This is a genomic window from Treponema sp. UBA7567, from assembly GCF_002476655.1.
In the GTDB taxonomy this organism is placed as follows: domain Bacteria; phylum Spirochaetota; class Spirochaetia; order Treponematales; family Treponemataceae; genus Treponema_D.
In genome coordinates this window covers 4,344-27,915 of record NZ_DLLH01000064.1, presented here as the reverse complement: position 1 = coordinate 27,915, position 23,572 = coordinate 4,344, and the positions used below count along the sequence as shown (strand labels likewise).

General features: G+C 40.1%; 20 protein-coding genes and 1 pseudogene (1 of these 21 running past the window's edge). 17 read left to right on the top strand and 4 right to left on the bottom strand.

Going from position 1 to position 23,572, the window contains the following annotated elements:
- Positions 1-136 precede the first annotated feature (136 nt).
- The 6 genes from B3Y13_RS08265 to B3Y13_RS08240 all read left to right on the top strand — a co-directional run bounded on the left by B3Y13_RS08265 (position 137) and on the right by B3Y13_RS08240 (position 6,010).
- Positions 137-1,000, top strand: coding sequence for a branched-chain amino acid ABC transporter permease (locus tag B3Y13_RS08265; RefSeq protein WP_296693904.1), 864 nt, complete (start codon positions 137-139; stop codon positions 998-1,000).
- A 42-nt stretch (positions 1,001-1,042) separates the two neighbouring features.
- Entirely contained in the window at positions 1,043-2,059 is a 1,017-nt protein-coding gene (locus B3Y13_RS08260; RefSeq protein WP_296693901.1) for a branched-chain amino acid ABC transporter permease, read from the top strand.
- 43 nt (positions 2,060-2,102) lie between these two features.
- Positions 2,103-2,840, top strand: a complete 738-nt coding sequence (locus tag B3Y13_RS08255) for an ABC transporter ATP-binding protein (RefSeq protein WP_296024845.1) — start codon at positions 2,103-2,105, stop codon at positions 2,838-2,840.
- A gap of 3 nt (positions 2,841-2,843) precedes the next feature.
- The gene (locus tag B3Y13_RS08250; protein WP_078931706.1) at positions 2,844-3,551 is read left to right on the top strand and encodes an ABC transporter ATP-binding protein; all 708 of its coding nucleotides are present in this window, start codon (positions 2,844-2,846) and stop codon (positions 3,549-3,551) included.
- 58 nt (positions 3,552-3,609) lie between these two features.
- Entirely contained in the window at positions 3,610-4,860 is a 1,251-nt protein-coding gene (locus B3Y13_RS08245; RefSeq protein WP_296666503.1) for an ABC transporter substrate-binding protein, read from the top strand.
- 382 nt (positions 4,861-5,242) lie between these two features.
- The gene (locus B3Y13_RS08240) at positions 5,243-6,010 is read left to right on the top strand and encodes a TatD family hydrolase (RefSeq protein WP_296693896.1); all 768 of its coding nucleotides are present in this window, start codon (positions 5,243-5,245) and stop codon (positions 6,008-6,010) included.
- 50 nt (positions 6,011-6,060) lie between these two features.
- On the opposite strand, the gene B3Y13_RS08235 is transcribed toward B3Y13_RS08240, so the two are convergent.
- Positions 6,061-7,305, bottom strand: a complete 1,245-nt coding sequence (locus tag B3Y13_RS08235) for an SLBB domain-containing protein (protein ID WP_296693892.1) — start codon at positions 7,303-7,305, stop codon at positions 6,061-6,063.
- Positions 7,306-7,403: 98 nt separating this feature from the next.
- Here B3Y13_RS08235 and B3Y13_RS08230 point away from each other — a divergent pair, with 98 nt between their 5' ends.
- From B3Y13_RS08230 to B3Y13_RS08220, 3 genes are read left to right on the top strand one after another with little or no spacing between them, the layout of a single operon-like run.
- Positions 7,404-7,817, top strand: coding sequence for a helix-turn-helix domain-containing protein (locus B3Y13_RS08230; RefSeq protein ID WP_296693889.1), 414 nt, complete (start codon positions 7,404-7,406; stop codon positions 7,815-7,817).
- 31 nt (positions 7,818-7,848) lie between these two features.
- Positions 7,849-8,889 (top strand): lipopolysaccharide biosynthesis protein, encoded by a 1,041-nt coding sequence (locus B3Y13_RS08225; RefSeq protein ID WP_296024830.1) that lies wholly within the window; start codon positions 7,849-7,851, stop codon positions 8,887-8,889.
- A 2-nt stretch (positions 8,890-8,891) separates the two neighbouring features.
- Complete coding sequence (locus B3Y13_RS08220) at positions 8,892-10,388, top strand: polysaccharide biosynthesis/export family protein (RefSeq protein WP_296693886.1); 1,497 nt, start codon at positions 8,892-8,894, stop codon at positions 10,386-10,388.
- A 39-nt stretch (positions 10,389-10,427) separates the two neighbouring features.
- On the opposite strand, the gene B3Y13_RS08215 is transcribed toward B3Y13_RS08220, so the two are convergent.
- Positions 10,428-11,165 carry a hypothetical protein gene (locus B3Y13_RS08215; RefSeq protein ID WP_296024823.1) on the bottom strand — a complete coding sequence of 246 codons (738 nt, stop codon included), beginning with the start codon at positions 11,163-11,165 and terminating at the stop codon, positions 10,428-10,430.
- Between the two features lie 155 nt (positions 11,166-11,320).
- Between B3Y13_RS08215 and B3Y13_RS08210 the strand changes: the two genes are divergently transcribed.
- The 6 genes from B3Y13_RS08210 to ribE all read left to right on the top strand — a co-directional run bounded on the left by B3Y13_RS08210 (position 11,321) and on the right by ribE (position 17,494).
- Positions 11,321-12,613 carry a hypothetical protein gene (locus tag B3Y13_RS08210; RefSeq protein WP_296693882.1) on the top strand — a complete coding sequence of 431 codons (1,293 nt, stop codon included), beginning with the start codon at positions 11,321-11,323 and terminating at the stop codon, positions 12,611-12,613.
- Positions 12,614-12,646: 33 nt separating this feature from the next.
- Positions 12,647-13,807 carry an FprA family A-type flavoprotein gene (locus B3Y13_RS08205; protein ID WP_296668217.1) on the top strand — a complete coding sequence of 387 codons (1,161 nt, stop codon included), beginning with the start codon at positions 12,647-12,649 and terminating at the stop codon, positions 13,805-13,807.
- A 55-nt stretch (positions 13,808-13,862) separates the two neighbouring features.
- A complete protein-coding gene (ribD, locus tag B3Y13_RS08200) occupies positions 13,863-14,975 on the top strand; it encodes a bifunctional diaminohydroxyphosphoribosylaminopyrimidine deaminase/5-amino-6-(5-phosphoribosylamino)uracil reductase RibD (RefSeq protein ID WP_296668215.1) in 1,113 nt (370 codons plus the stop codon).
- Between the two features lie 20 nt (positions 14,976-14,995).
- Positions 14,996-15,664 carry a riboflavin synthase gene (locus tag B3Y13_RS08195; protein WP_296693878.1) on the top strand — a complete coding sequence of 223 codons (669 nt, stop codon included), beginning with the start codon at positions 14,996-14,998 and terminating at the stop codon, positions 15,662-15,664.
- Between the two features lie 25 nt (positions 15,665-15,689).
- Positions 15,690-16,892 carry a bifunctional 3,4-dihydroxy-2-butanone-4-phosphate synthase/GTP cyclohydrolase II gene (locus B3Y13_RS08190; protein ID WP_296668210.1) on the top strand — a complete coding sequence of 401 codons (1,203 nt, stop codon included), beginning with the start codon at positions 15,690-15,692 and terminating at the stop codon, positions 16,890-16,892.
- 137 nt (positions 16,893-17,029) lie between these two features.
- Positions 17,030-17,494 carry a 6,7-dimethyl-8-ribityllumazine synthase gene (gene ribE, locus B3Y13_RS08185; protein ID WP_296668208.1) on the top strand — a complete coding sequence of 155 codons (465 nt, stop codon included), beginning with the start codon at positions 17,030-17,032 and terminating at the stop codon, positions 17,492-17,494.
- A 126-nt stretch (positions 17,495-17,620) separates the two neighbouring features.
- Here ribE and B3Y13_RS08180 read toward each other — a convergent pair whose 3' ends face one another.
- Both B3Y13_RS08180 and B3Y13_RS08175 read right to left on the bottom strand, forming a co-directional pair.
- The gene (locus B3Y13_RS08180; RefSeq protein WP_296668206.1) at positions 17,621-18,175 is read right to left on the bottom strand and encodes a cysteine hydrolase family protein; all 555 of its coding nucleotides are present in this window, start codon (positions 18,173-18,175) and stop codon (positions 17,621-17,623) included.
- A 45-nt stretch (positions 18,176-18,220) separates the two neighbouring features.
- Positions 18,221-19,564 carry an MATE family efflux transporter gene (locus tag B3Y13_RS08175; protein WP_296693876.1) on the bottom strand — a complete coding sequence of 448 codons (1,344 nt, stop codon included), beginning with the start codon at positions 19,562-19,564 and terminating at the stop codon, positions 18,221-18,223.
- Between the two features lie 305 nt (positions 19,565-19,869).
- Between B3Y13_RS08175 and B3Y13_RS08170 the strand changes: the two genes are divergently transcribed.
- Complete coding sequence (locus B3Y13_RS08170; RefSeq protein WP_296693872.1) at positions 19,870-21,036, top strand: hypothetical protein; 1,167 nt, start codon at positions 19,870-19,872, stop codon at positions 21,034-21,036.
- A 584-nt stretch (positions 21,037-21,620) separates the two neighbouring features.
- Positions 21,621-23,572, top strand: a pseudogene (locus B3Y13_RS08165) (EAL domain-containing protein); it runs 22 nt beyond the window's last position.

Genomic DNA, 23,572 nt, shown 5'->3' with positions numbered 1-23,572 from the left:
AAGTGGCGGTTGGCCGGTTTGCGCTCCTGTAAATTCTTATAACAAGCGTTTTATAACGGCTAGTTTTATAACTGTTTTTTAGTTTGACTTTGGCAAGATGAATGTTAGGCTTTAAAAGTAACGCGAGGTTCATCTTATGGGTATTTTTCTTCAGGCTTTGGTAAATGGAATTCTGATAGGTGGATTTTATTCACTGATGGGTATGGGGCAGAACGTTATTTTTGGTGTTATGAAAATCATCAACTTCTGTCATGGCGAAATGCTGATGGTCGGTATGTATCTGACTTTTGTTTTTTCGCAGCTTGGCATTGATCCTTATGCCGCGCTTCCGCTTGTTGCCCTTTGCACTTTTGGCATTGGCGCTTTGGTTCAGCACTTTCTTATTACGCCGTCGCTCGGCACGCATAGCTTTACTAACTTGCTGTTTTTGACGGTTGGTCTTGGTCTTTTGTACCAGAATGTTGCTCTTGTAATCTTTTCTTCGCTTAACCGGACTATTGTTACTCCTTATTCGGGAATTACAATTCATCTTGGACCGGTTTCGATTCTTCTTCCTAAGCTTGTAAGCTTGTGCGCGCTGATTGTAATTACTGTCGGGCTTTTTGTTTTCCTAAAACATTCGACAATGGGAAAAATGATTCGCGCTGTTTCGCAGAACTCGGTTGGCGCGGAAGTTGTCGGTATTCCTGTTAAAAAAATCTACATTTTTACTTACGGTCTTGGCTGCGCGCTTGCCGGAATTGCCGGAGACTTGCTTACTCTGTTCTATGTAATAAATCCGACGGTTGGCGGCCAGTTTAGCTTTAAGGCGCTGATTGTTGTTGTTGTCGGCGGTTTTGNNGGTTCGATTCAAGGCGCGTGCATTGCCGGTATCTGTCTTGGGCTTATGGAAACAATGAGCAGTCTTATTATTGGACCGACTTACCGCGATTTGACCGTGTTTGTTGCGTTCATAATTATTCTTGTTGTTCGCCAGATTATTATTTTAAGACGACGATAGTTTTTTGCTGGTTTAATTTTGATTTTTTGGGGGACAGATAATATGTTTGATTTAACGACTACTTATAAAAAAAGACGGGCGGCTTTGCTTGCTGTTTTTATGCTGGTTTTGGTTTTGCTGCCGATTGTCTTTGCTGGCAATCCGTATCTTGTAAATGTTTTTATAGTTATTTTCTATACTACGACAATGTCTTTGGCGTGGAATTTGCTCGGCGGTATGACTGGCCAAAATTCTCTTGGACACGCCGCGTATATGGGTCTTGGCGCTTATGTTGCCTGTCTGTTTATGACAAAAAGCGGTATGAATCCGTGGGTTGCGATTCCTATTGCAATGATTTTTGTCGGTCTAATTGCAGGTATTGTTTTTTATCCGTGCTTTTTGCTCCGCGGTCCGTATTTTACTTTGGTTTCGATTGCGTTTGGCGAGACAATCAGGCAGTTTATGCTTAACTGGGAGTTTGCCGGAAAAGCAATGGGCATTCCGCTTCCGTACGGAGAGTCTTCTTTTGCGCAGTTTAGGTTTCATTCAAAAACGCCTTATTATTACATTGCCTTGCTTATGGTGATCGGCGTTTATCTGATTATGAAAAAAATCAACAGAAGCAAGCTTGGTTTTGCCTTAAAAACTATCCGCGAAGATGAGGATGTTGCAAATGCGATTGGTATAAACCCAATGAAATATAAAGTTATTGCGCTTGTAATTTCCGCTATGATTGCCGCAATGGTTGGCTGTTTTTATGCAAATTACAACCGTTATATTGACTGCGACCTTATGCTTCAGTCTTTCTCTACAGAATTTATTCTTCCTGCGGTAATCGGCGGCGCTGCTTTTGTTGAAGGTCCGCTTGTTGGCGGAATTATTCTTCTTACTTTGAGTGAATGGCTCAGAAATAAATTTGGCGGTATTTTGCCGGGAATCAACCTTATTCTTTATGCAATTACCTTGCTTTGTATTATTCGCTTTAGGCCGGTTGGAATTTTGGGCTGGTATTCGAAGAGCAGAGTAAAAGAATGGATTGATGTTAAGATTTTTGGAAAAAAAGCAGGGGAGGAAGCGTGATAAAAGTGCGTTTGTGCGTTTTATCACTTCTAAGGAGCAGCAAATGAGCGATACACCAATTATCAAAGTAGAACATATTTCAAAAAACTTCCGTGGTCTTCGTGCAGTAAATGATCTTTCCCTCGAAATCGAAGAAGGCAAAATTACTGGAATGATTGGCCCGAACGGCGCCGGAAAATCAACAACTTTTAATATGATTTGCGGATATTATCCGCCGTCAGAAGGACATATTTTTTACAAAGGGCGGGATATTACCGATTGCAAGCCTTTTAACTATACTGATATGGGAATTGCAAGAACTTTCCAGATTATGAAGCCTCTTTCGACGCTTTCTGTTTTGGACAACATTGTGCCGAGCGCTTTTTTTGGAAAAGACAAGGCAAAAAATTTGGCGGAAGCTAAAGATATTGCGGAAGAAGTCTTGGAATTTACAGGCCTTTATTCAAAGCGCAATGCAATTGCCGGAGAAATGGGAACTCCAGACCAAAAACGTCTGGAAATGGCGCGTGCCCTGGCAACAAGACCGGAAATGCTTTTTTTGGACGAGGTTATGGCCGGTTTGAACCCTGCCGAAACTGATCAGGCGATTGAGCTGATTCACAAAATTAACGAAAGCGGAATAACTGTGTTTTTGATTGAGCATATTATGAAAGCTGTCGTAAATCTTTGCGAAAAAGTTATTGTTTTGCACCATGGAGAAAAAATTGCCGAAGGTACGCCTTTGCAGGTAATGAATGATCCGTATGTAATTGAAGTTTATCTTGGAAAAAAGGGAAAATAGTTTATGCTTAAAGTTAATAATCTTTGTGCCGGATACGGCAAAGTTCAGGTTTTGTGGAACATTTCTCTTGAAGTAAAGGACGGACAGGTTGTTGCTGTGCTTGGTTCAAATGGCGCTGGAAAGACAACGACTGTCCGCACAATTACCGGAATGGTAAAGGCAAGCAGCGGTTCTGTTATTTTTAACGGAGAAGAGCTTGCTGACCGTTCTAGCCGTTTTATTTTGGATCAGGGAATTATTCAGGTTCCGGAAGGAAGGCAGCTTTTTACCGGAATGACGGTTTACGAAAATCTGGAAATGGGCGCATACAGCAAGGAAGCAAAGGCAAAATTTGCCGAAACTGAAGAATTTGTTTACGAAGCGTTTCCAAAACTGAAGGAACGCCGCAAGCAGATTACAGGAACTCTTTCTGGCGGTGAACAGCAGATGGTTGCAGTTGCGCGCGCGTTGGCCGGTCTTCCAAAGCTTTTGATTTTGGACGAGCCGTCGCTTGGTCTTGCTCCAAATATTGTTGATGATATTCTGGAAATTGCAGTTCATCTTGCCAGAGAAAAAAATATCGGTATTTTGCTTGTCGAGCAGGATATTACAAAAGCGCTTGCTGTTTCTGATTACGGCTATGTAATCGAAAACGGTCATGTTGTTTTGGAGCAGACGGCAGAAGAGCTCGAAAAAAATGAGCATGTAAAAAAAGCATATCTTGGCATTTAAGGTTAAAGACCTTTAACATAAGAATATTGTAAACGAGTTGAAGAAGGAGGACTCTTTTATGAAAAAAATTACAAAAGTTTTGACAGGAGCTGCTCTTATTGCAGCGGCTGTGTTTACAGTTGGTTGTGAAAAAAAATCTGCTGAAGCACAGACAATCAAAATTGGCGCAATGTACGCGCTTTCTGGAGATAAGGCGGCAATTGGAAACAATATTATGCGCGGTGTTGATTTTGCTGTTGATATGATTAACGCTCAGGGCGGTGTAAATGGACGCAAAATCGAAATTGTCCGTGGCGATACTCAGGGTGACCCAAAAGTTGGCCGTTCTGTTGCTGAACGCCTTGTAACTCAGGATAAAGTTAATGCAATTCTTGGTTGCCACCAGTCAACAATTACAGCAATTGCGGCTCAGGTTTGTGAACAGTATAAAATTCCAGAAATTACTGCAATTTCGACAGTAGACAACCTTTCTAGCCAGGGACTCGAATATTTCTTCCGTATGTGTCCTACAAACACAGACTATGTAGAAGACCAGTATCTTTACCTCAAAGATTTGGAAGATAAAAAAGGCGTTCCTATGAAGAACATTGCAATTTTTGCAGATAACTCAAACATTGGACAGGAACTTATCCGTTGTTCAAGAATTCTCGCTCCAAAATACGGATTTAACATTGTAGCAGAAGTTCAGTATTCGGGCGGAACAACAGATTTGACATCTGAAGTTTTGAAAATCCGCAACGCTAAGCCAGATGCAGTTCTTTGTGAATCTTACATTGCAGATGCAATTCTCTTTACAAAAACACTTACAGAACAGAACGCTCATCCGCCTGTAATTGTTGCAAAAGCAAACGGATTTGCTGATCCTTCATTTATTCCTGCGACACCTGGAATTTCAAACGGAATCGCTTCTGTAGTTGAATTTTCTGCTGACTTCCCGAAAGGAAAAGAAATCAATGATAAATTCAAGGCAAAATATGGCGTAGATATGAACGGACATTCTGCCGAATCATTTACTGCAATCTGGATTTTGAAAACAGCATTTGAACAGGCGGGTTCAACAGACGGAACAAAAGTTCGCGACGCTCTCGCAAGTATGCATATCGTTGGACAGTTCCCAAATGGTCCAAAAATCATTCTTCCATATAACGAAATCAAGTTTGGAGATGAAGTTATCGACGGTGTAAAACATCATCACAATAACATTCCTGCGACAGTTGCTATTGCTCAGATTCAGAACGGAGAATGGGCAACAGTATGGCCATTTGAAGAAGCCGCTGCCGATGTTCAGTATCCAGCTCCTTTAAAATAAAAACAAATTACAAATTAACAAAAAATGACCGATAAATAAGGTCAGAACGAGGCTGGCGGTTTTAAAAACTGCCAGCTTTTTTTATAAATAGTCCGGATTTCGAATTTAAAAAAGAACAGTTATCTATGAGTTGTTTCCGTGCTGACACGGCAATCTAGTGTAGTTTTTTTAGAGATTGTCGGGTCAAGCCCGATAATGACAAGGTAGCTAGCATGATAATGACAAAATGACAAGCCTGATAACGACAGTCCGCTTTATGTCATTCCCTTGCTTGACAAGGGAATCTCTTGATGACATTAAACTATAAAACTCGGAGATTGGGCTAAATAAAATTTTATCAACTTGAAAAAAAATTTCCAAAAATGCTATTTTTATTGATTTTATGCAGTTTGTTGATTTTCATACGCACCTGGATTTATACAAAAACCAAAACGAACTTTTTGAACAGCTTCCTTCTTATTGCGGAACAATTGTTGCGGCTTCGGTAGACCTTGATTCTTATAAAAAAAATTGCCAGATTGCTCAAAAAGCCAAAGCCTTGGGTTTTAAGGCAAATATAATTGCAACCTTGGGAATTCATCCGGAAAAAGTGCTTTTAGAAAAAGAAAAGCTTTGTGAATACGAGAAATTTTTAAAAGAATCTCATATTATTGGCGAAATCGGAATGGATTTTTGCTGGTACAAAGAAGCGGCGCCTGTGGCGCAGGAAGAAGTCTTGAGATTTTTTCTTGAACACTGCAATCAGGAAAAAAAATATTGCGTGATTCATACAAAGGACGCCGAAGAAAAAATCTGTAGAATTTTGGAAGAATATCCTTTTGCAAAGCCGGTTATTCATTGGTATGACGGCCCGGAAGAAATCTATAAGGAATTTGTCAGTCGAAATTATATGCAGACTTTTGGCTGCGAAACTATACGCTCAAAGCATATTCAAAAACTTTTGGAGCAAACTCCGCTGAATTTGATTTTGGCAGAAACCGACAATCCTGATTCTGAAAGGTGGCTTGGCGGAACAGACAGTTCGGTTTTTTTAATAAAGAGAATTTACAAAGATATTGCAGAAGTTCTTGGGCTTAAAATAGAAAAAATCGCCAAAACTATAAATGAAAATTCTGAAAAAATTCTGGAAGACTTTGAGGCAAAACTTTAAGAGAAAGGGCAGTGGCGCAGAGAAGGACAGCTTTTTCTTCGCTATAAATTCTAAAAATCAAGACCTGATGAATTGCTGTCAAACATCTTCTTGTACGGAATAACAAGCTCATCGCCTTTTTGAACTAAATATGGACTTATAAACTGAGGGTCGTCCAGTATTTTTTGCGCTTCGATTGCGATTTTCTGGTCTTCGCGCTGAACGTATGCATTTTTTAAGTCTGAAAAAACAGTAAATGCATCTCGAATTCGGTAAATCAACGAAGAATAGTTTTCGTCGGCAAAAAATTGAATTTTTGTTCTATATGTATTGTAAGAAGCGGCATTGTAAGCGTTATTTGTGGTTTCGCCAGTCTGCGGATTTTTTATAATTCCCTTTAATTCGATAAACGGCTGTTCTTCGTGCCAATCAGAAATATAGACAGAATCTTTGTCGTTGAGAATATAATTTTTGTCTATGTCTGATTTTGCAAGATATGTGATTTTTTGTATTTTTTCGTCTTCTTCGCTTATGCGGATAAGGCGGATTTTTGTGAGATTTGCGGTTTTTGTTGTGCCATGGGCATAGGAACTGATTAAATCGCTAAGATTTTCGTTTGCCAAAAGTTCATAAGTGCCTTCGCGTTCTACTGCGCCGGAGATTGAAACTTTGCGGTTGCGCCGGAAAAATTCGATTGTGTCGCCTGGACGCAAATATGGATCTTGCGAAAAATCGCCGTTGCGCCTTGCCTTAAATAAATCACAGATTTTTGATTTGCCATTTTGGCTTGTTATTTTTATGTTTCGGGTTGAGGATTGTTCTGTAAGTCCTGCTTTGGCGGCAATTGCAGAAAGCCTTGTCAAAGCCCAGGCATTTTCTTCGTGAACAGCGGAAACTTCGCCTTTTATTACGACTTTAAAGATGCCTGGCTGGAGCATAACAAAGGTTACGACACTGAGCGGATAGTTTTTCATTACGAGGTTTTCGATGTTTTGCTTAAGCTGCAAGAAAGAAAGTCCCGCACAGTTTAGAGAGCCCAAATTTGCGATTCGGATTTTATAAGATGAATCTACTGTAATTGTGTAAGAAACTGACGTTCCGTTTGAGTAAAAGGCAAGGGCATAAGTGTCGCCTGCCGTAACCTGATAATCTGCGCTCGACATGGCAAGCTGCGCATTTGCCTGAAAAAGAGATTTTTCTTCTTTTACCGAGTCTGAAGCCCCGGCTGAATTTGCAACTTGTGTCTGTGAAAAAACAAAGCAAGGAATAAAAGCAAGAAAAAAAGAAGTTACAATAGATGTTTTAAAAAAATGCACGGCTGCGCTCCCTCTTTAAGAAAAACTACTGTAGTAGTTTAATGTATCATCTGTAGAAAATCAACTTCAAAAAACTACTAAAGTAGTAAAATGCGACAATGAGTTTTTGGCAAAACGTTGAGAGGGAAATAGAATATAAAGGGATTTCCCGCAAAGAATTAGCTTTTCGCGCAAATATTGCTTATCAGGGAATTGGTCTTGGTATTGAACGCGAAAGTATGCCAAGAGTAGACACAGCGTTAAAAATTGCAAAAGTTCTGGAAGTTCCTCTCGAATATCTGATTGACGAAAAAGATTTAGAAATTCGTCCGGCAACGGAGCGCTTTTTAAAAAAAGAAAAAACTCAAACGGAACAGAATGACAATTCTTTTTTGCAAAAAATAGAAGATAAAAATCAATATATTGAATTTTATAAAAAGAACCGAAAAATAATTGACAGTCTTGAGAAAATTCCTTCCGCAATAAAACAACCGATAGAAAGCATGATTATTCATATTGCAACAGTGTATTGAATTAAGGTATTTATTTTTTTATACTGTCAAAATGGAAAATTCGCAAAATATAGAAACTGCTTCACAGACTGCGGAGCAGAATGACGATGAAATTTCGCTTTTGGATTTAATTGCAGTTCTTCTTCATTATAAATTTATGATTATTGCAGTTACGGGACTTGCAATAATTGGAGCAGTAGTTTTTTCTATAATCTCTTTAAAATTGCCGCCAGAAAAATCTCCTCTTCCAAACCAGTTTACGCCTCAGGCTCACATGCTCATAAAAGAAGATTCTAGCTCAGGCTCTTTGTCCGGCTCTCTTTCCTCGCTTGCAAGTTTAGCAGGCGTTAGCGTTGGCAGCGGCGGCTCTTCCCGCAGCTCGCTTGCAAATTATTTAAGCACTTCAAATGAATATTTGGACGCAGTTAATAAAAAATTCAATTTGACTGAGCGTTATAAGATTGAAAAATTTCCTGTTACGAGCACTAGAAAGGCTTTAAAAAAGACGCTTGTTTCTACTTATGATGAGGAAAGCAGCGTTTTTACAATAGGTTTTACAGACATTGATCCTGTTTTTGCAAGAGATGTTGTAAATTTTGCCGTTGACTGGATGCAAAACCGCTTTGATGAACTTGGACTTGATTCTAACCGGATTGAAAAAAAGAATCTTGAAGCAAATATTGACGCAACGTACAAAGAAATCTTAAAGCTTGAAAAAGAGGCTCAGAATTTGGGCGCGTCTGTAAATAAAGGCGTTTCTGTTTGGGGCGGTCCGAATGTTTCAATCGAAACTGCAAGAATTCAAATGGAATTAAGCGCGCAGCAGAAAGTTTATGAACAGTTAAAAACTCAGTATGAACTTTTGAAAGTAAAAATGCAAAGTGAACAGCCTGTTTTTCAAATTCTTGAGCGTCCGGAAATTCCTGATATGAAGAGCAAGCCTAGCCGCGGAAAACTTTGCATAATCATTACTTTTGCGGCATTTTTTATTTCGGTTTTTGCGGCTTTTGCATTGAATGCCTGGCAGAACATAAAAAATGATCCTGAGGCTCAGAAAAAACTTAATTTAAAGACAAAAAAAGAGAGTGTTTAAATATGAAAATTTTACGAAATTTTATAAAACTTGGTATCATAGTTTTATTGTTGGCTTCTGATTTTGCTTTTGCACAAGATGAAAATTTGTTAATACCATCTGTTGATTCAAAGTCGAAAATTGGACATCAGGCAAATGACACTCCTGACGCACAGCTTGCAATGTCGGAAAGTTCGTATCCTGTAACTGCCGGTGACGTTTATACCCTGTCTTTTGCTGCTGGAGAAACTTCAGTTGCTTATTCAATTCCTGTGGACTCGACTTACAAAATCCGCATTGCTAACCTCGGTGTAATTGACTGCAAAAATCTTACATATCTTCAGTTAAAAAACATGGTTACTGGAATTGTTCAGAAAAACTATCCGATGGGCGGAGTTCAGTTTGTTCTTACTTCTCCGGCAACTTTTCGCGTGACAATTACGGGCGAAGTTGTTAAGACTGTTCAGAAAAATGCCTGGGCTTTGACAAGGCTTTCTACTTTTATAAAAGAAAGTTTTACGGATTATTCGTCTTCAAGAAATATAAAAATTATTTCAGAAAGTGGCGAAGAAAAAACTTATGATTTATTTCTCGCTGACAGAAAAGGCGATTTATCGCAGAATCCTTATTTGCGTCCTGGCGACAAAATCGTCGTAAACAGAATTAGTCGCCGTGTTGCCTTGAATGGGGCTGTTGAACGTCCTGGAGTTTATGAACTTCTTGATGGAGAAAACTTAAAAAAACTTATCGATTATTATGGTAATGGTTTAAAATCTTTGGCCGATCTTTCGAGAATTGAACTTTATCGCTCTGTTACAGGAAAGCATGATTCTGGTGAAAAATTGTATTTGAACGAACAGTCTTATATAGACGATTTTAAACTTATTTGCTATGATGAAGTTACAGTTTCTACTTTTGAAGATTTAAAGCCTGTGCTTTTTGTTGAAGGCGCGGTTACCAATACCAATACCAATCTTGTCGCTTCTACAAAAGTTGCCATGCGATTTAACAATGGCGAAGATTATGCGTTTTTTGTAAGAAACAATAAAAATATGTTTACGAATGTTTCGGATTTGGAAAACGCTTATATTTTGCGTGGATCAGAAACTATTCCTGTTGATCTTTCAAAAATGCTTTACGATGCAACTTATTACAGTAAGATTGAAATTAAATACAATGACCGCCTTATTGTGCCTTTTAAACAGTTCTTTGTGACGGTTTCCGGCGCAGTTTATTCTCCTGGACGTTATCCTTATATTCCTGACAGAACCTGGGATTACTATGTTGGGCTTGCCGGTGGATTTATAAAAGAAAAGAATAAAATGGACGCAGTAACAATAACCGACATTAACGGAAAAAAACATAAAAAGACTGAATTTATTTTGCCGGAAATGACAATAGACGCAAAAGCAAACAGCGGACTGTATTATTTTAATCAATACGCTCCTGTAATAACAACGATTTTGTCGGCAGTTTCGACAAGTATTTCTGTTCTTGCAGTGACTGGAGTAATAAATTAAAACAAAAAACCGGTTTGAAATTTTTCAAACCGGTTTTTTTTAAGAATTGGCTTCAAGTTTTTTTAAGGCCGATTTTAATCCTACGTTTTCTTCGGCAAGTTCTTCCATTCTTGTTTTTTGGAAGAGCAGTTCCTGCGCGTATGGAAGTGTTTTTGCCCAGGAAATGAAATTCTTAAGGGCGGGATTGTCTTCGCCCGACCATTCGTTTAGTTTGTGATGCCGTCTCTGTCCGTTCGAGCACATTCCGAGAAGATTTTCGTAATTCATTGTTACTGTGCGTTTTTGAAGCCAGCTTTCCGGAAGAAGGCGGATCAGTTCTTTCCAGTATTTTTTTTCTTTTGTTTCATTGAATTTGTTTCTTAGGGATTCGAGAACTTCAATAAAAGACTGCCAGGCAGATTGAGCGTCTTTGAAGGTTGAACCGCAATCGGTGTTTATAAAATCATCGTGTTCAAAACAGTCAAAAGTGATTGGCGTTGAGGCGAGCTTGTGCATTTTGCTTGTTGAATTTGCAACTGTCGAAACTTTGTAAGTGTCAAATTCGCTCCACCAGTACATTGGAGCGGTAATATCTACAGAAACAAAAATCTGGCGCAAAAATTTTCGATGTTCTGAGCCGCTTTTTATGAGTGTCTGCATAAGTTTTAGGTCGGCAGAACCGATATTTGCCAGAATCCCGTTAAAAGTGCTGTCAGATTTTGCCCAGCTGTTTTTGGGATTTCTCATTCCGCGGATTGCGTGCTCAAAACCCCAGACCTGTGTATTTTCAAAGTTCATTGTAAACTCCTGTTCTTTTTAATTGGACTATTAGAATAACAGAAAAAAAAGGTTGTTTAAATAGATTGTTTGCATTGAGCGAACTTCATGCAAGTTTGTATTTGATGATTTTTGAAACCGCGGTTATTATTTAATGTATGGTTTTTGGAGTTTGAATGAAAAGATTTTTTTGTTTTTGCTGGTCTGCTGTTTTTAGTCTGTGTTTTTTGAGCGCGGCAAGCGATGTGATTTTAAGAAACGGCACAAATTCTATAATAACGTCAATTTTTGTAATCGAAGGCGAAAAGCCTCCGGTTCAGCAGAGTGTAAATCTTTTGCCAGTGTCAAAATTTGAAAGAACGTTAAGAAAAATGCAGCGCAGGGCAGAGTTTTACGGCGAAGAATTTGACGAAAAGAGCATTGCTTGCGAAAAAGAATGGCAGTTAAAAACCGGAGTTAAATACAGAATTCTTTTTAAGAGCGAAAACGGCGATTTATTTTTGAGGGACGACATTTATATAGAAAGAAAAATGGAAAATCTTGTAATTGAGTTTAAAAAACAAAACCGAACTGAACGAGATTGGCTGGTTCATTACGACAAGACTGTTCAGGAAAATATTCTAAAACAAAAGCAAATACAGGATTTGAGGCGGCCTTTGTGTTTTATGGCTGGTTTTGGAATTGTTCTTTTTTTGATTTTGACTGGTTTTATTGCGATGGATACGTACCGGCATAGGAAATTTGGCGAGCCGGCTTTTTTTGAAAAGCTCGTCGGAAAGAATTTGTCGTCGGCGCAGAAAGGCAAGCGATGGATGGAAATTGCAGGCGTTTTTTTGATGCTTGTGCCGGTTATAATTTCGTTTCTTACTTTTAAAAGCGAAGTTTCTAAAACTTATTTTTGGTTTTTTACGCATAAAATCGAAAAAGATGTTTCTGTGCAGGCGACAATGCTGACTGCGATTGCGGCGGTTTTTATTTATGCTTCTTATCTTTTGAGATATAATTTTTTTAAGAAAGACTCGGCGGAACAGGTGTTTTTTTCGGTTGTGCAGGCGATTGTAAATATTTGGGCAATTTCCGGGCTTTGTTCGATGTTTGTCGGGAACGAGGTTTGGAATGTGCCGGTTTTGAACATAAACAGCCAGACTTGTCTTTTGCTCATAATTCTTCTTTCTTGGATCGGGGCAAGGTCGATTTCCGGATTTTTGTGGATTATTCTAGTAATTATTGGAATTTCGCATATAACGGAAATAAGCGAGGCGATGGGAATTTACGGCGCTCTTTATATTGTTATGTTTTTTATTTCGCTTTTGCTGCAATTGACAGACACGGTTCATCTGGAAGATTTTAAAAATGATTTTTGCAGTATTGCCGCTAAAACTGGCCAGAAAATCGGAACAGATATTGATGCTAGCAAAGATACTGTAAAAAAATTGTCGGGGAAGGTTATAAGCGAAGTTTTGCTCTAAAGTTTTGACACGTTTTTTATAGGAGGCAGTGCCATGAAAGATATGAAAATTTCGGATTCGGTTAAGTTTGTTGGTGTTAATGACCACAAAATCGATTTGTTTGAAGGACAGTTTCCTGTTCCTGAGGGAATGTCTTATAATTCCTATCTTATCCTTGATGAAAAAATTGCCGTTATGGACAGCGTTGATAGAAATTTTGGAGAAGAATGGCTTAAGAATATCGAAAACGCGTTGGCTGGCAAAAAGCCGGATTTTTTGGTTGTGCAGCACATGGAAATGGATCATTCTGCGAACATTGCCGCTTTTATGAAAAAATATCCGGATTCAAAAATTGTTTCTTCAAAAATGGCGTTCTCGATGATGAAAAATATGTTCGGCACGGATTTTTCTGAACGGCAGATTGTAGTTTCGGAAGGCTCCAAAGTTGAGCTTGGAAAGCATGTCTTGAATTTTATTGCCGCTCCGAATGTGCATTGGCCGGAAGTTATGTTCACTTACGAAAGCACAGAAAAAATTCTCTTTAGCGCGGACGGATTTGGAAAATTCGGAGCTTTGGATTCTTCTCTTGACTGGACGGACGAAGCCAGACGTTATTATTTTGGAATTGTCGGGAAATTTGGTGCGAATGTGCAGGCAGTTCTTAAAAAGGCGGCAAATCTTGAAATCCAAAAAATTTGCCCTTTGCACGGGCCTGTTCTTGATTCAAATCTGGAAAAATATATTAAGTATTATGATACATGGTCAAAATACGAAGCGGAAACAGACGGAATTTTTATCGCTTATACTTCTGTCTACGGAAATACAAAGCAGGCAGCCGAAAGACTTGCAGAAATTTTAAGAGAAAAAGGCTGCAAGAATGTCTTGATAAAAGACCTTGCGCGAAATGACATTTTTGAATGTGTAGCCGACGCTTTCCGCTATAAAAAACTTGTTTTGGCTTCGACAACTTACAATGGAGAAGTTTTTCCTAAAATGCGCGAATTTATTTCTCACCTTGCGGAGCGGAACTTTCAAAACAGAACAGTTGCTTTTATCGAAAATTGTTCCTGGGCGCCGCTTGCAGCAAAAGCTATGGCAAAACTGCTTGAGCCGTTAAAAGAAATAAAAATTTTGGAAGAAAAGGTTACGATAAAAATAGCCGTAAATGAGGAAGTTGAAAAACAGCTCGAAAAATTTGCTGAAAAATTGATTTAAGCTCTTGAATTATAATTTAGTTTGATATAAAACTGTTTTAATGAAAGAAGAATGTATGAAAAGCGCCATTGCTCTTGCAGAAAAAGGCCGTGGTTTTACAAATCCCAATCCGCTTGTCGGCGCAGTGATTGTAAAAAACGGCAAAATTATTGCAGAAGGATGGCATCATAAACTCGGTAGTCTGCATGCCGAACGCGACGCTCTAAAAAATGCCGCCGAAAAAAAAGTCGATGTCCGCGGCGCTTCAATTTATGTAACTCTTGAGCCTTGTTGCCATACTGGAAGACAGCCTCCTTGTACTCAGGCCATTATCGAAAGCGGAATTTCGGAAGTAATTTATGGCAGCAGCGACCCAAATCCTCTTGTAAACGGCAAAGGTAAAAAAATTCTCGAAACAGCCGGAATTAAAGTTGTATCTGGTTTTTTAAAAAATGAATGTGATAAATTGAATCCGGTATTTTTTCATTACATAAAAAACAAGATGCCTTATGTAATCTTAAAATACGCAATGACGGCAGACGGACAGACGGCAACTTCAAAAGCCGAAAGCCGCTGGATTACAGGCCCGTTGGCGCGCAAAAATGTGCACAAGACCCGCGCAAATGTAATGGCGGTTTTGACAGGAATCGGAACAGCAAAAAAAGACAATCCAATGCTCAATGTCCGCCTTGACGACGGTCTGGAGCACAGACAGCCGGTTCGCGTGGTTTTAGACAGCCATTTAAAGCTTAATCCGGAAAGCGCTTTGGTTCAGACAGCAAAAGAAATTCCAGTAATTGTTTTTTGCAAGCCTGAACTGACCAAAACTGAGCTTATAAAAAAAGATGTTCTGGAAAGCCGTGGCGTAAAAGTCTTGTCTGCAAAAACAGAAAAAAATCATTCGCTTCTTTACAGCCAGCTTAAGATTTTGGGAGAAATGGGAATAGATTCCGTTTTGGTAGAAAGCGGCGGAACCTTGAACGGAAGTTTTTTCTTTGAAGAAAAAGGACTTGTTCAGGAATTGCAGGTTTACATTGCGCCAAAAATTTTTGGAAACGACGGGCACACGATTTTTAACCCGGTAAAAGGGAAGGGAATTGAGCTTCCGTCAGAATGTATAAATCTCGGAAAACCGCAAATTGAAGCTTTTGGAGAAGATATTCTTCTTAAATATGTTCTGGAAAATTAAAAAAAAGGGCAAGAATCAAAATGTTTACAGGAATTGTTGAAGAAAAAGGAACAGTCAATTCAATCTTAAAAAGCTCTTCTTCTCTTATTTTGAACATAAAATGTTCTTTTGCCAGTTGTTTGGTTTTGGGCGAAAGCGTTGCCGTAAACGGAACTTGTCTGACAGTAGCTTCAAAAAACTCGGACAGTTTTACAGCCGACGTTACTCCAGAAAGTTTTAGACGGACAAGCCTCGGCAGCTTAAAATCAGGCTGCGAAGTAAATCTTGAACGCGCAATGAAGGCAGACGGACGTTTTGGAGGACATATTGTAAGCGGACACATTGACGGAACAGGAATCTTTCTTTCTTCTCAAAACGAGCAAAACGCCGTAAACATAAAAATTGCGGTTTCGGCGGAAATTGGAAAATTCATAATCGAAAAAGGTTCAGTTTGTGTTGATGGAATAAGCCTGACTGTTGCAAGCGTAAATTACGGAGAAAGCGAGACTGTTTTTAGCGTTGCCGTAATTCCGCATACATGGAAAAACACAACTTTAAGCAAAATGCAAAACGGCTCTTACGTGAATATTGAATGTGATCTTGTAGGAAAATATATTGAGCATTTTGTAAATTATAAAAATTCTAAAAACGCAGACAATGAAGAAAAATCGCTCGAAAATTTTATGACAAGTTTTACGAGTTTTCATTAAGCTTGACTTTTTACAGGAGAAAAAAATGACAGAAGGAATCAATAAAATAGAAGACGCTCTGGCAGACTTAAAGGCCGGCAAAATGATTATGGTTACGGATGCCGAAGACCGCGAAAACGAAGGCGATTTAATTTGTGCCGCCGAATTTGCAACTCCGGAAATTTTAAATTTTATGGCGTCAAAGGCAAAAGGCCTTATCTGTATGCCAATAAGCCGTCAGATTGCAAAAAATCTTGGTTTTGGGCAGATGGTTGCGGACAATACGGACAACCACGAAACCGCATTCACCGTCAGTATCGACCATATAAACACTTCGACAGGAATCAGCGCTTTTGACCGTTCTATTACAGCAATGGCAGTTGCCGACAAAACTTCAAAGCCTGATGATTTCCGCCGTCCAGGCCATATGTTTCCGCTTGTTGCAAAGGAAGGCGGAGTTTTTGAACGGACAGGACACACAGAAGCAACAGTTGATTTTTGCAGGCTTGCTGGTTTGACACAGGCAGGACTTTGCTGCGAAATTATGAGCGGCGACGGACACATGGCGCGTCTTTCAGAGCTCAAAAAAATGGCGGCGGAATGGAATCTAAAGCTTGTTACGATTGAACAGCTCATAAAATACAGAAAAACTCACGAAAAAATCGTGGAAAAAGTTGCCGAAGCAAAGCTTCCGACAAAATGGGGCAATTTTAAGCTCGTCGGATTTTTAGACAAAATCACAGGGGCAGAGCACGCCGCGCTCATAATGGGAAATGTAAACGGCAAAGACAGCATTTTGTGCCGCGTTCACAGCGAATGTCTAACAGGAGATACTTTCGGCTCCTTAAAATGCGACTGCGGCGATCAGTTTTCTGCGGCAATGGAAAAAATTGCAGAAGAAGGCCGCGGAGTTCTTTTGTATCTCCGTCAGGAAGGACGCGGAATCGGGCTTTTAAACAAAATAAAAGCGTATGCGCTTCAAGACCGCGGAATGGACACAGTCGATGCAAATCTGGCTCTCGGACTTCCGGCAGACGCACGCGATTATAACTGCGGAATCCAGATGCTCAAGGAGCTTGGAATCAAAAAAATCCGCCTTTTGACAAACAATCCTGACAAAATAAACCAGATAAACGGCGCAGACACAGGAATCGAAATTACAGAGCGTATTCCTTTGACGGTTCCGACAAGGCCACAGGATATTCAGTATTTGACAACAAAACGCGTGCGGATGGGACATTTTCTGTAATTGATACAAAAAAAGGGCGTTCCTTTGACGGCTTTGCCGCCAAACGCGCGGTGCTTGCGCACTGCCTTTGGCATGGCTCCACCCCCCTAACGCGGGAATTGCCCGTTTAAATAACATATTTTTTTATGGAGAACAAAATGAATATTTTAGAAGGAAAACTGGTTTCTGAAGGAAATCCAAAAATTGCGATTGTTGCAGCCCGCTTTAATGAATTTATTGTAAGCAAATTGATTGAAGGCGCGCGCGACGGACTTTTACGCCACGATGTAAAAGAAGAAAACATTGACTTGTGCTGGGTTCCAGGAAGTTTTGAAATTCCTGTAGCGGCAAAACACCTTGCAGAAAGCAAAAAATATGACGCAATAATCTGCCTTGGCGCGGTAATCCGCGGAGCAACGAGCCATTACGACTATGTTTGCGCAGAAGTTTCAAAAGGCATTGCCCAGGTTTCTCTCAATACAGGCTTGCCGGTAATGTTTGGAATTTTAACAACAGATACGATTCAGCAGGCGATTGAACGTGCAGGCACAAAAGCCGGAAATAAAGGCTATGACTGCGCACTGGGCGCTCTTGAAATGATAAATCTTTTTAAGAAAATTTAGTTTGCGGCAGGGATTGGAGCAGCGCGCAGCGTTGCCGGCGGCAAAGTCGCCGGCAATGAAGGCGAAAGCCGGAACTGCGCAAAGCCCGACGGCAACTTGTTGCCGGGCTGCCCATTTTTTGTTTTGTTACTTTTCCTTGAGATATTCCTGAGTTGACATCATTTTTAGGTGCAAGGGAGAAAGTCCGGATAATGTCAGCTTGACGGCGTCTTCTTTTGGCTTGTCTAGTCCGCTTGCTCCGTCTGTCAAATAAACTGTGTAAATTCCTTCGTCAATTAAAGCAAAAACAGTGGATAAAACGCAACATTCGGCAACAACTCCGCCGATAATGACGCGCCCTGCTTTTTTGCAGGCTTCTAAAACTTCCGGGATTGCAAGCGAAGAATAGACACTTTTTGTATAAAGAGGAAATTTTTTTAAGGAAGGCTCAAATTCTTTTAACATTTGGTTTGCAAAAAAGTCGGAATTTACATCGCTGTACTTTTTATTGTATTCTGCCCAGACGCCTTTTGGAGAAGTTTCGTTTGCTATAAACCGTGTAAAAATTACGTTTTTTAGTCCGCGGTCAATTATTTTTTGAAGGTTTTGAGCCGCTCCTTCTGTGTCAAGACATTCCCATTTTCCGCCGCGGGCATAAACATTCTGCATATCGACTATCAAAAGCAAATCGTCTTTTTTCAATTCAAACTCCTGTCAAAGCATTGCAAAAACAAATTTTTTGTCTGTCTACATGTCGGCTGTTTCTTTTTTGTAAATGATTGCAAAGTAAACGATTTCAAAAACCGCAGTAGCCGCCCAGCTGAACGGATAAAGCAAAAAGAGGCTTTCGACTGTTCTATAATGTGCAAAAATCGTGAAAACCCAGATTACGCGCAAAACGCAAGAACCGATAAAAACCATTATTGAAGGCACTAAAGTTTTTCGAAGCCCACGGCTTGCGGCAATTGTTCCGTCCATAAAGGCAGAAATTCCAAAGCTAAAAGTCATAATTTTGAATTTTTGCATTGCGTAGCCGACAACGGCCTGGTCTTTTGTAAAGAGCGACAAAAATTCCTGTCCAAAGACAAAGAGAATACCTCCAAGCACAAAGCCTGCAATGGCTGCGTAGCCCATGCTTATAAAATATGAACTAAGGATTCGCTTTTTTTTGTGCGCTCCGAGGTTTTGTCCGATAAAAGTTGCGCCGGCAGTATAAAATGCAGACATAATGTTAAAAACGAGGTTGTCGCCATTCATTGTAGCGGCGTTTCCCGCAACCATGGCGGCGTCAAAAGAGTTTACAGCCGCAACAATAAAAAGATTTGCAATTGCAAATATCGCGTTTTGAAGGCCGGCTGGCACACCGATTTTGATTATCTGTAAAATTTTGTAACTAGAAATCTGTCTGTACTTAAAATCAAAATTATTTTTTAACAGGACTTTGTAGATTTTCCGTAAAGTAAGAATACACGAAATGTATTGCGCAATTACGGTTGCAACGCCGACTCCAACGACTGAAAGCTTAAAAACAATTACGAACAGCAGATCGAGAAAAACATTGACAATTCCTGCGGCAATCAGATAGAGAAGGGGAGAGCGGGTGTCGCCCTGGGCGCTTAAAATGGCATTTCCAAAATTGTACATTGCCATTGCCGGCATACAGAGCATATAAATCTTAAAATAAACGGCCGCATCGTGCAAGAGTTCAGGTTTGGTGTTTAAGAGATTGAGAATTCCTGTGGCAGAAAATACACCGGCAACCAAAAGCAAAATTCCAATGCAAAAACATGCGACGGCCGACGCTCTTACTGTAACTTCAAAATCTTTATAATTTTTTTGACCGACGCAGATTGCCGCCAGAACGTTTACGCCGCCGCCAAGTCCGGTTAAAATTCCTGAACAAAAAAAGACCATTTGTCCGGTAGAACCGACAGAGCCCAGAGGCAGATAACCGGCAAAACGTCCTACAACCGCCGTATCCGTCATATTAAATAAAATCTGGAGAACATTTGTAATTACAAGAGGCACGCTAAAGATAAAAATCTTTTTAAAAAGCGAACCTTGGGTCATATCCATTTCAATGCTTTTCATTTTTTTGCTCAATTAAAATAATCAGTTCGCAATAATATATCATAAAAGCAAACTTTGTAAATCTAAAAAATTCGATAAAAATCTTATATCTTTTTGTAATGCCTATTCTGTCTACTTGACAAGCAAGAGAACAACATAAAGCGGACTGTCATTTTCGTGTTTGATTTTTCTGTCATTATTGAGTTTGACTTTCTGTCATTATCAGGTTTGCCTCCCTTGTCATTATGGCCTTGACTTTCTGTCATTATCGGGCTTGACCCGATAATCTAACTGTGCACTACTGTTTTCTATGCTATAATATTCCTATGCCGGTATATTCAAACAGCAGTCTTTCATCTCTACTGCACAGCTCGATTTGCTCAAATGAAATTCTTGACCTTTATAAAAGCCGCACGCTTTGGTTCAACGAGCGCCGTCTCAGGCGTTTTGTCTTTAACACTTCGAGGGAAAATGACCACCTTGTGCTTCCAAAAGATGAAGTCTACAAATACGCAAGCAGGCTTTTGTCAATGCAGGAGGCGTTTCTTATGTGGTTTGAGAGACTTCCGCAAATCAGCAAAAATCTGCTGGTTCTGCTTGTGAAATATCCTGTCCTTTCTGCCAGCCGCGCCTATAGAATATCCGGGATTCTTGACGAAGACATCAGCGATTCGAGCTACAAGAGCCTCAAAAAGTCTGAAATTCTGAACGACATTCAAAAGAAGCAGAAGTATGTTCTTGAGAATATCGCAATTTATAAAAACGGCTTTGTCTTTTGCCCGGCTGTTTTTCGCCGCTACATTGCCGCCCACCTTTCCGTTCTTGACAAATACAAAAATCTTGCCGAGCTTTCTGTCTGCGCTGAAGACAATTTTTCTCCAGTTTCTGCTGGTGAGATTATAAAATCCACTCCCGCCCTTCAAAAAATGGATAACACAATAGAAGAAAAACTGAAATCTGCTGCGACAATCCGCGATGCTGTTGAAGTTATTGCAAACGCTCCTAACAGCTTTGACGCGGCTTTTCTTGTTCCGCATCTAAACCTAAGCGCGCGCTACTGGCTTTCGCCTAAGACAACGCAGGAGAAAATCAGTCAAATTGAATCTGTATGCGGCTTTCTTGAAAGTCCGCTTTTTGAAAATCCTGTGAGCTTTGAGAAAATCGAGAATTCTTTTTATGACGAGATAGCCAGTAAAATTCCAAAGTTCTATATTCCAGCAGAAGGAGCTGGCTATTTTGTCCAGATTGAATCAGAAAATACTGCAAATTCTTGCAAGTCAAAAACTTCCGCCTGTTTTGGAAAACGACTTGAGCTTTCAGGCGGAGATTTTCTGCATAATTTTGTTTCTGTTCCGGCGTTCAACAATCTTCTTCTGATTCTGTGCGCTCTCGGATTTTTTGAGTGCGCGCTTGAGAAAAACACGCAAAGCGCTGTTTGCAATGCAAGGCTCTATCCCCTTGGAAAAATCAGGGCGCTCAGAAGAAAGAAATAGGATATTGCTGTCTTGCTGAAGCTTGGCCGCGCCTATTGACAGTTTTTTATTCAGTGTCTTTTCTATAATACAGGCGTTGCGCTTTACAGTTTTACGGCATAGTGTCTAGCATATTTTTCGGCTTGATTTACTTCCATTAGATGAACTCAGATTGTTCCTTTACGCCGGCTAAAACATTTCTATGTTACTGTCTGCAACACCTCTGTGTTATATACCGCTGATTAGACTAATCAGCGGTATATTGATTAGTCTAATCAGTGATATGCTGATAATGTTAATAAGCGGGGCAATGATTAACATATCATCAGTCTGCTGATTAGCTTGTCAGCGGTATGATGATTAACTAATCAGCAGTATCTTGATTAGCTAATCAGTGCTATACTGATAAAACTAGAAAACTGAATGAAATTGCAGCGGAGAAATTTCAAAATGTTTGGAGGCATTTTCTGGGGCTGTAAGGGTAAGAAGAGCATAGATGGCTAGATTGCGGCATTCCGTAATAAGTAATTATGGCAGGATTTTTTTTATTAAAATTTAACTTGCATTAAATAGTTTCTTAATCCTGTCTGCTTATTATTTCCGGTATGAAACAGATTAGTATGAAGCAGATTAAGCTTGGCCCTTTGACCACAGTCGATGATTTTATCAATTCAAAAAGCATGTATCCTGTTTTTCAGCCAGTGATTTCATTGAAGGACGCTTCCGTAGCCGGCTATGAATGTTTTATCCGTTTTGACGCCGGAGATATAGCAGAAGAGAATTCATTTTTTTCTCCGGCAAATATTTTTGCCCAGAAAAAGATAGAGGACAATGTCTGGTTTTTAGACAAGCAGTGCCTCAAGATAGCTGTAAAGACTGCCCGCGCAATTGGATTGCGGAAGAAGCTTTTTGTGAACTTGAACGCCGCATCGTTTTATGACAAGAGTTTCCAGAAAGACTATGTTCTGCGCGCTCTGCAAAAATACGGAATTGAAAACACAGATGTTGTAATTGAAATTTCTGAGATTGATTTTGATGAAAATACCCGGAGCTTAATCTGCGATGAGGCTGAATATTTAAGAAGCGCAGGAGCGAAAATTGCTCTCGACAATATGGGCAGAAAAAACTTCGGGATGAAAAACATTTACGATCTGAATCCCGACTATATAAAGCTCGACCGTCTTATTGTTGAGAACGTGGAAAACGACAAAAGCAAGCAGGAAATGATCCGGAGCCTGCTTGATTTTGCAGGAAACATCGGAGCAAAAGTAATCGCGACAGGAGTTGAAAGCGGTGAGGAGCTGAAGAAACTCGTTAATCTTGGTGTGGGCTATGCCCAGGGATTTTTCATTGGAGAGCCTGACCGCATGTTTACAAAGGCAACAAACAGCTCATATACTGTGGTTTCTTCAATCCGCTACAACGAAGGGCTTCTTGAAAAGAAGATAAGTGAAAGTCAAAGCCAAAAAGATAAAAAAACAAGGCAGAAAAATAAAACTGAGCATGGACTGCAACCTGCCGCGCAGATAAAGTCAAACCGAAAAATTGGAGAATTCTGTATTCCAGGAATCACATTTCCGCCAGAAACACCGGTTGTCGAAGTCCTCCAGCTTTTTCAGACTAATCCCGACTGTCTGCTCGCTGTTGCCGTCGATGCTGAGAACAAGGTGCTTGGCACAATCACGCGCTCAAAATTTCTTGCGCTTTTCAGCTCGCGCTACGGGTTCAGCCTTTATTCTCAAAAAACAATCGGCAGCCTGATGAAAAAGGATTTTCTTTCCGTTGATGAGAACGAGACTGTAATCGAAGTGTCGCAGAAGGCGATGCTCCGTGATGAAGAGACTATCTATTCGCCGATTGTTATTGAATCGGACGGAAAATACAAGGGAATTGCGACCGTCAAAAGGCTTCTTGACGCTTTGGTGAATGTCGAAGTGGCGGAGAAGACTCAGGATTTGATGACGAAAAACAAAATTCTCTTGCAGCAGCAACAGATTCAGCTGCGCGATATGAAAATGGCGGAGCTTGTGCAGAAAAGCTTCTACTGCTCGAAATCGCCAGACACTAAAAACTGGGAGATTGCGTTTTTCTTCAAGCCGATGGCGTCTGTTTCGGGCGATGTCTACGACTTTTATGTGAGCAAAGGCCGTGAGTTTCTCGGCTGCTCGCTGTTTGATGTTTCTGGACACGGAGTTGCATCGGGACTTGTCGGAATCCTCTCAAAATATCTCGCGGCCCAAACATTCAAGCATAATTCCGGCGAAAAGCTGGACGCAATGCTTAAAACCTTCAACAAGTCTCTTATTGAAGCTAAGGGCATGGTTGAAAATTATCTGACGGGCGTTTTTATCAGGGCGGAATCCAAGGCAGATTGCGCAAAAATAGAATATGTTAACGCCGGCCATCCAGACGTAATGATAAAAAGAGCAGGGCAGAAGACAGCAATTCTAGGCGAGGACAAGAAGTTTAGAGGCTCATTTCTCGGAATAGACGGGCTTCCTGACGACTTCAAGACAGTCGAGGAAAAAATCGGACACGGAACATACTTTCTTTTGTA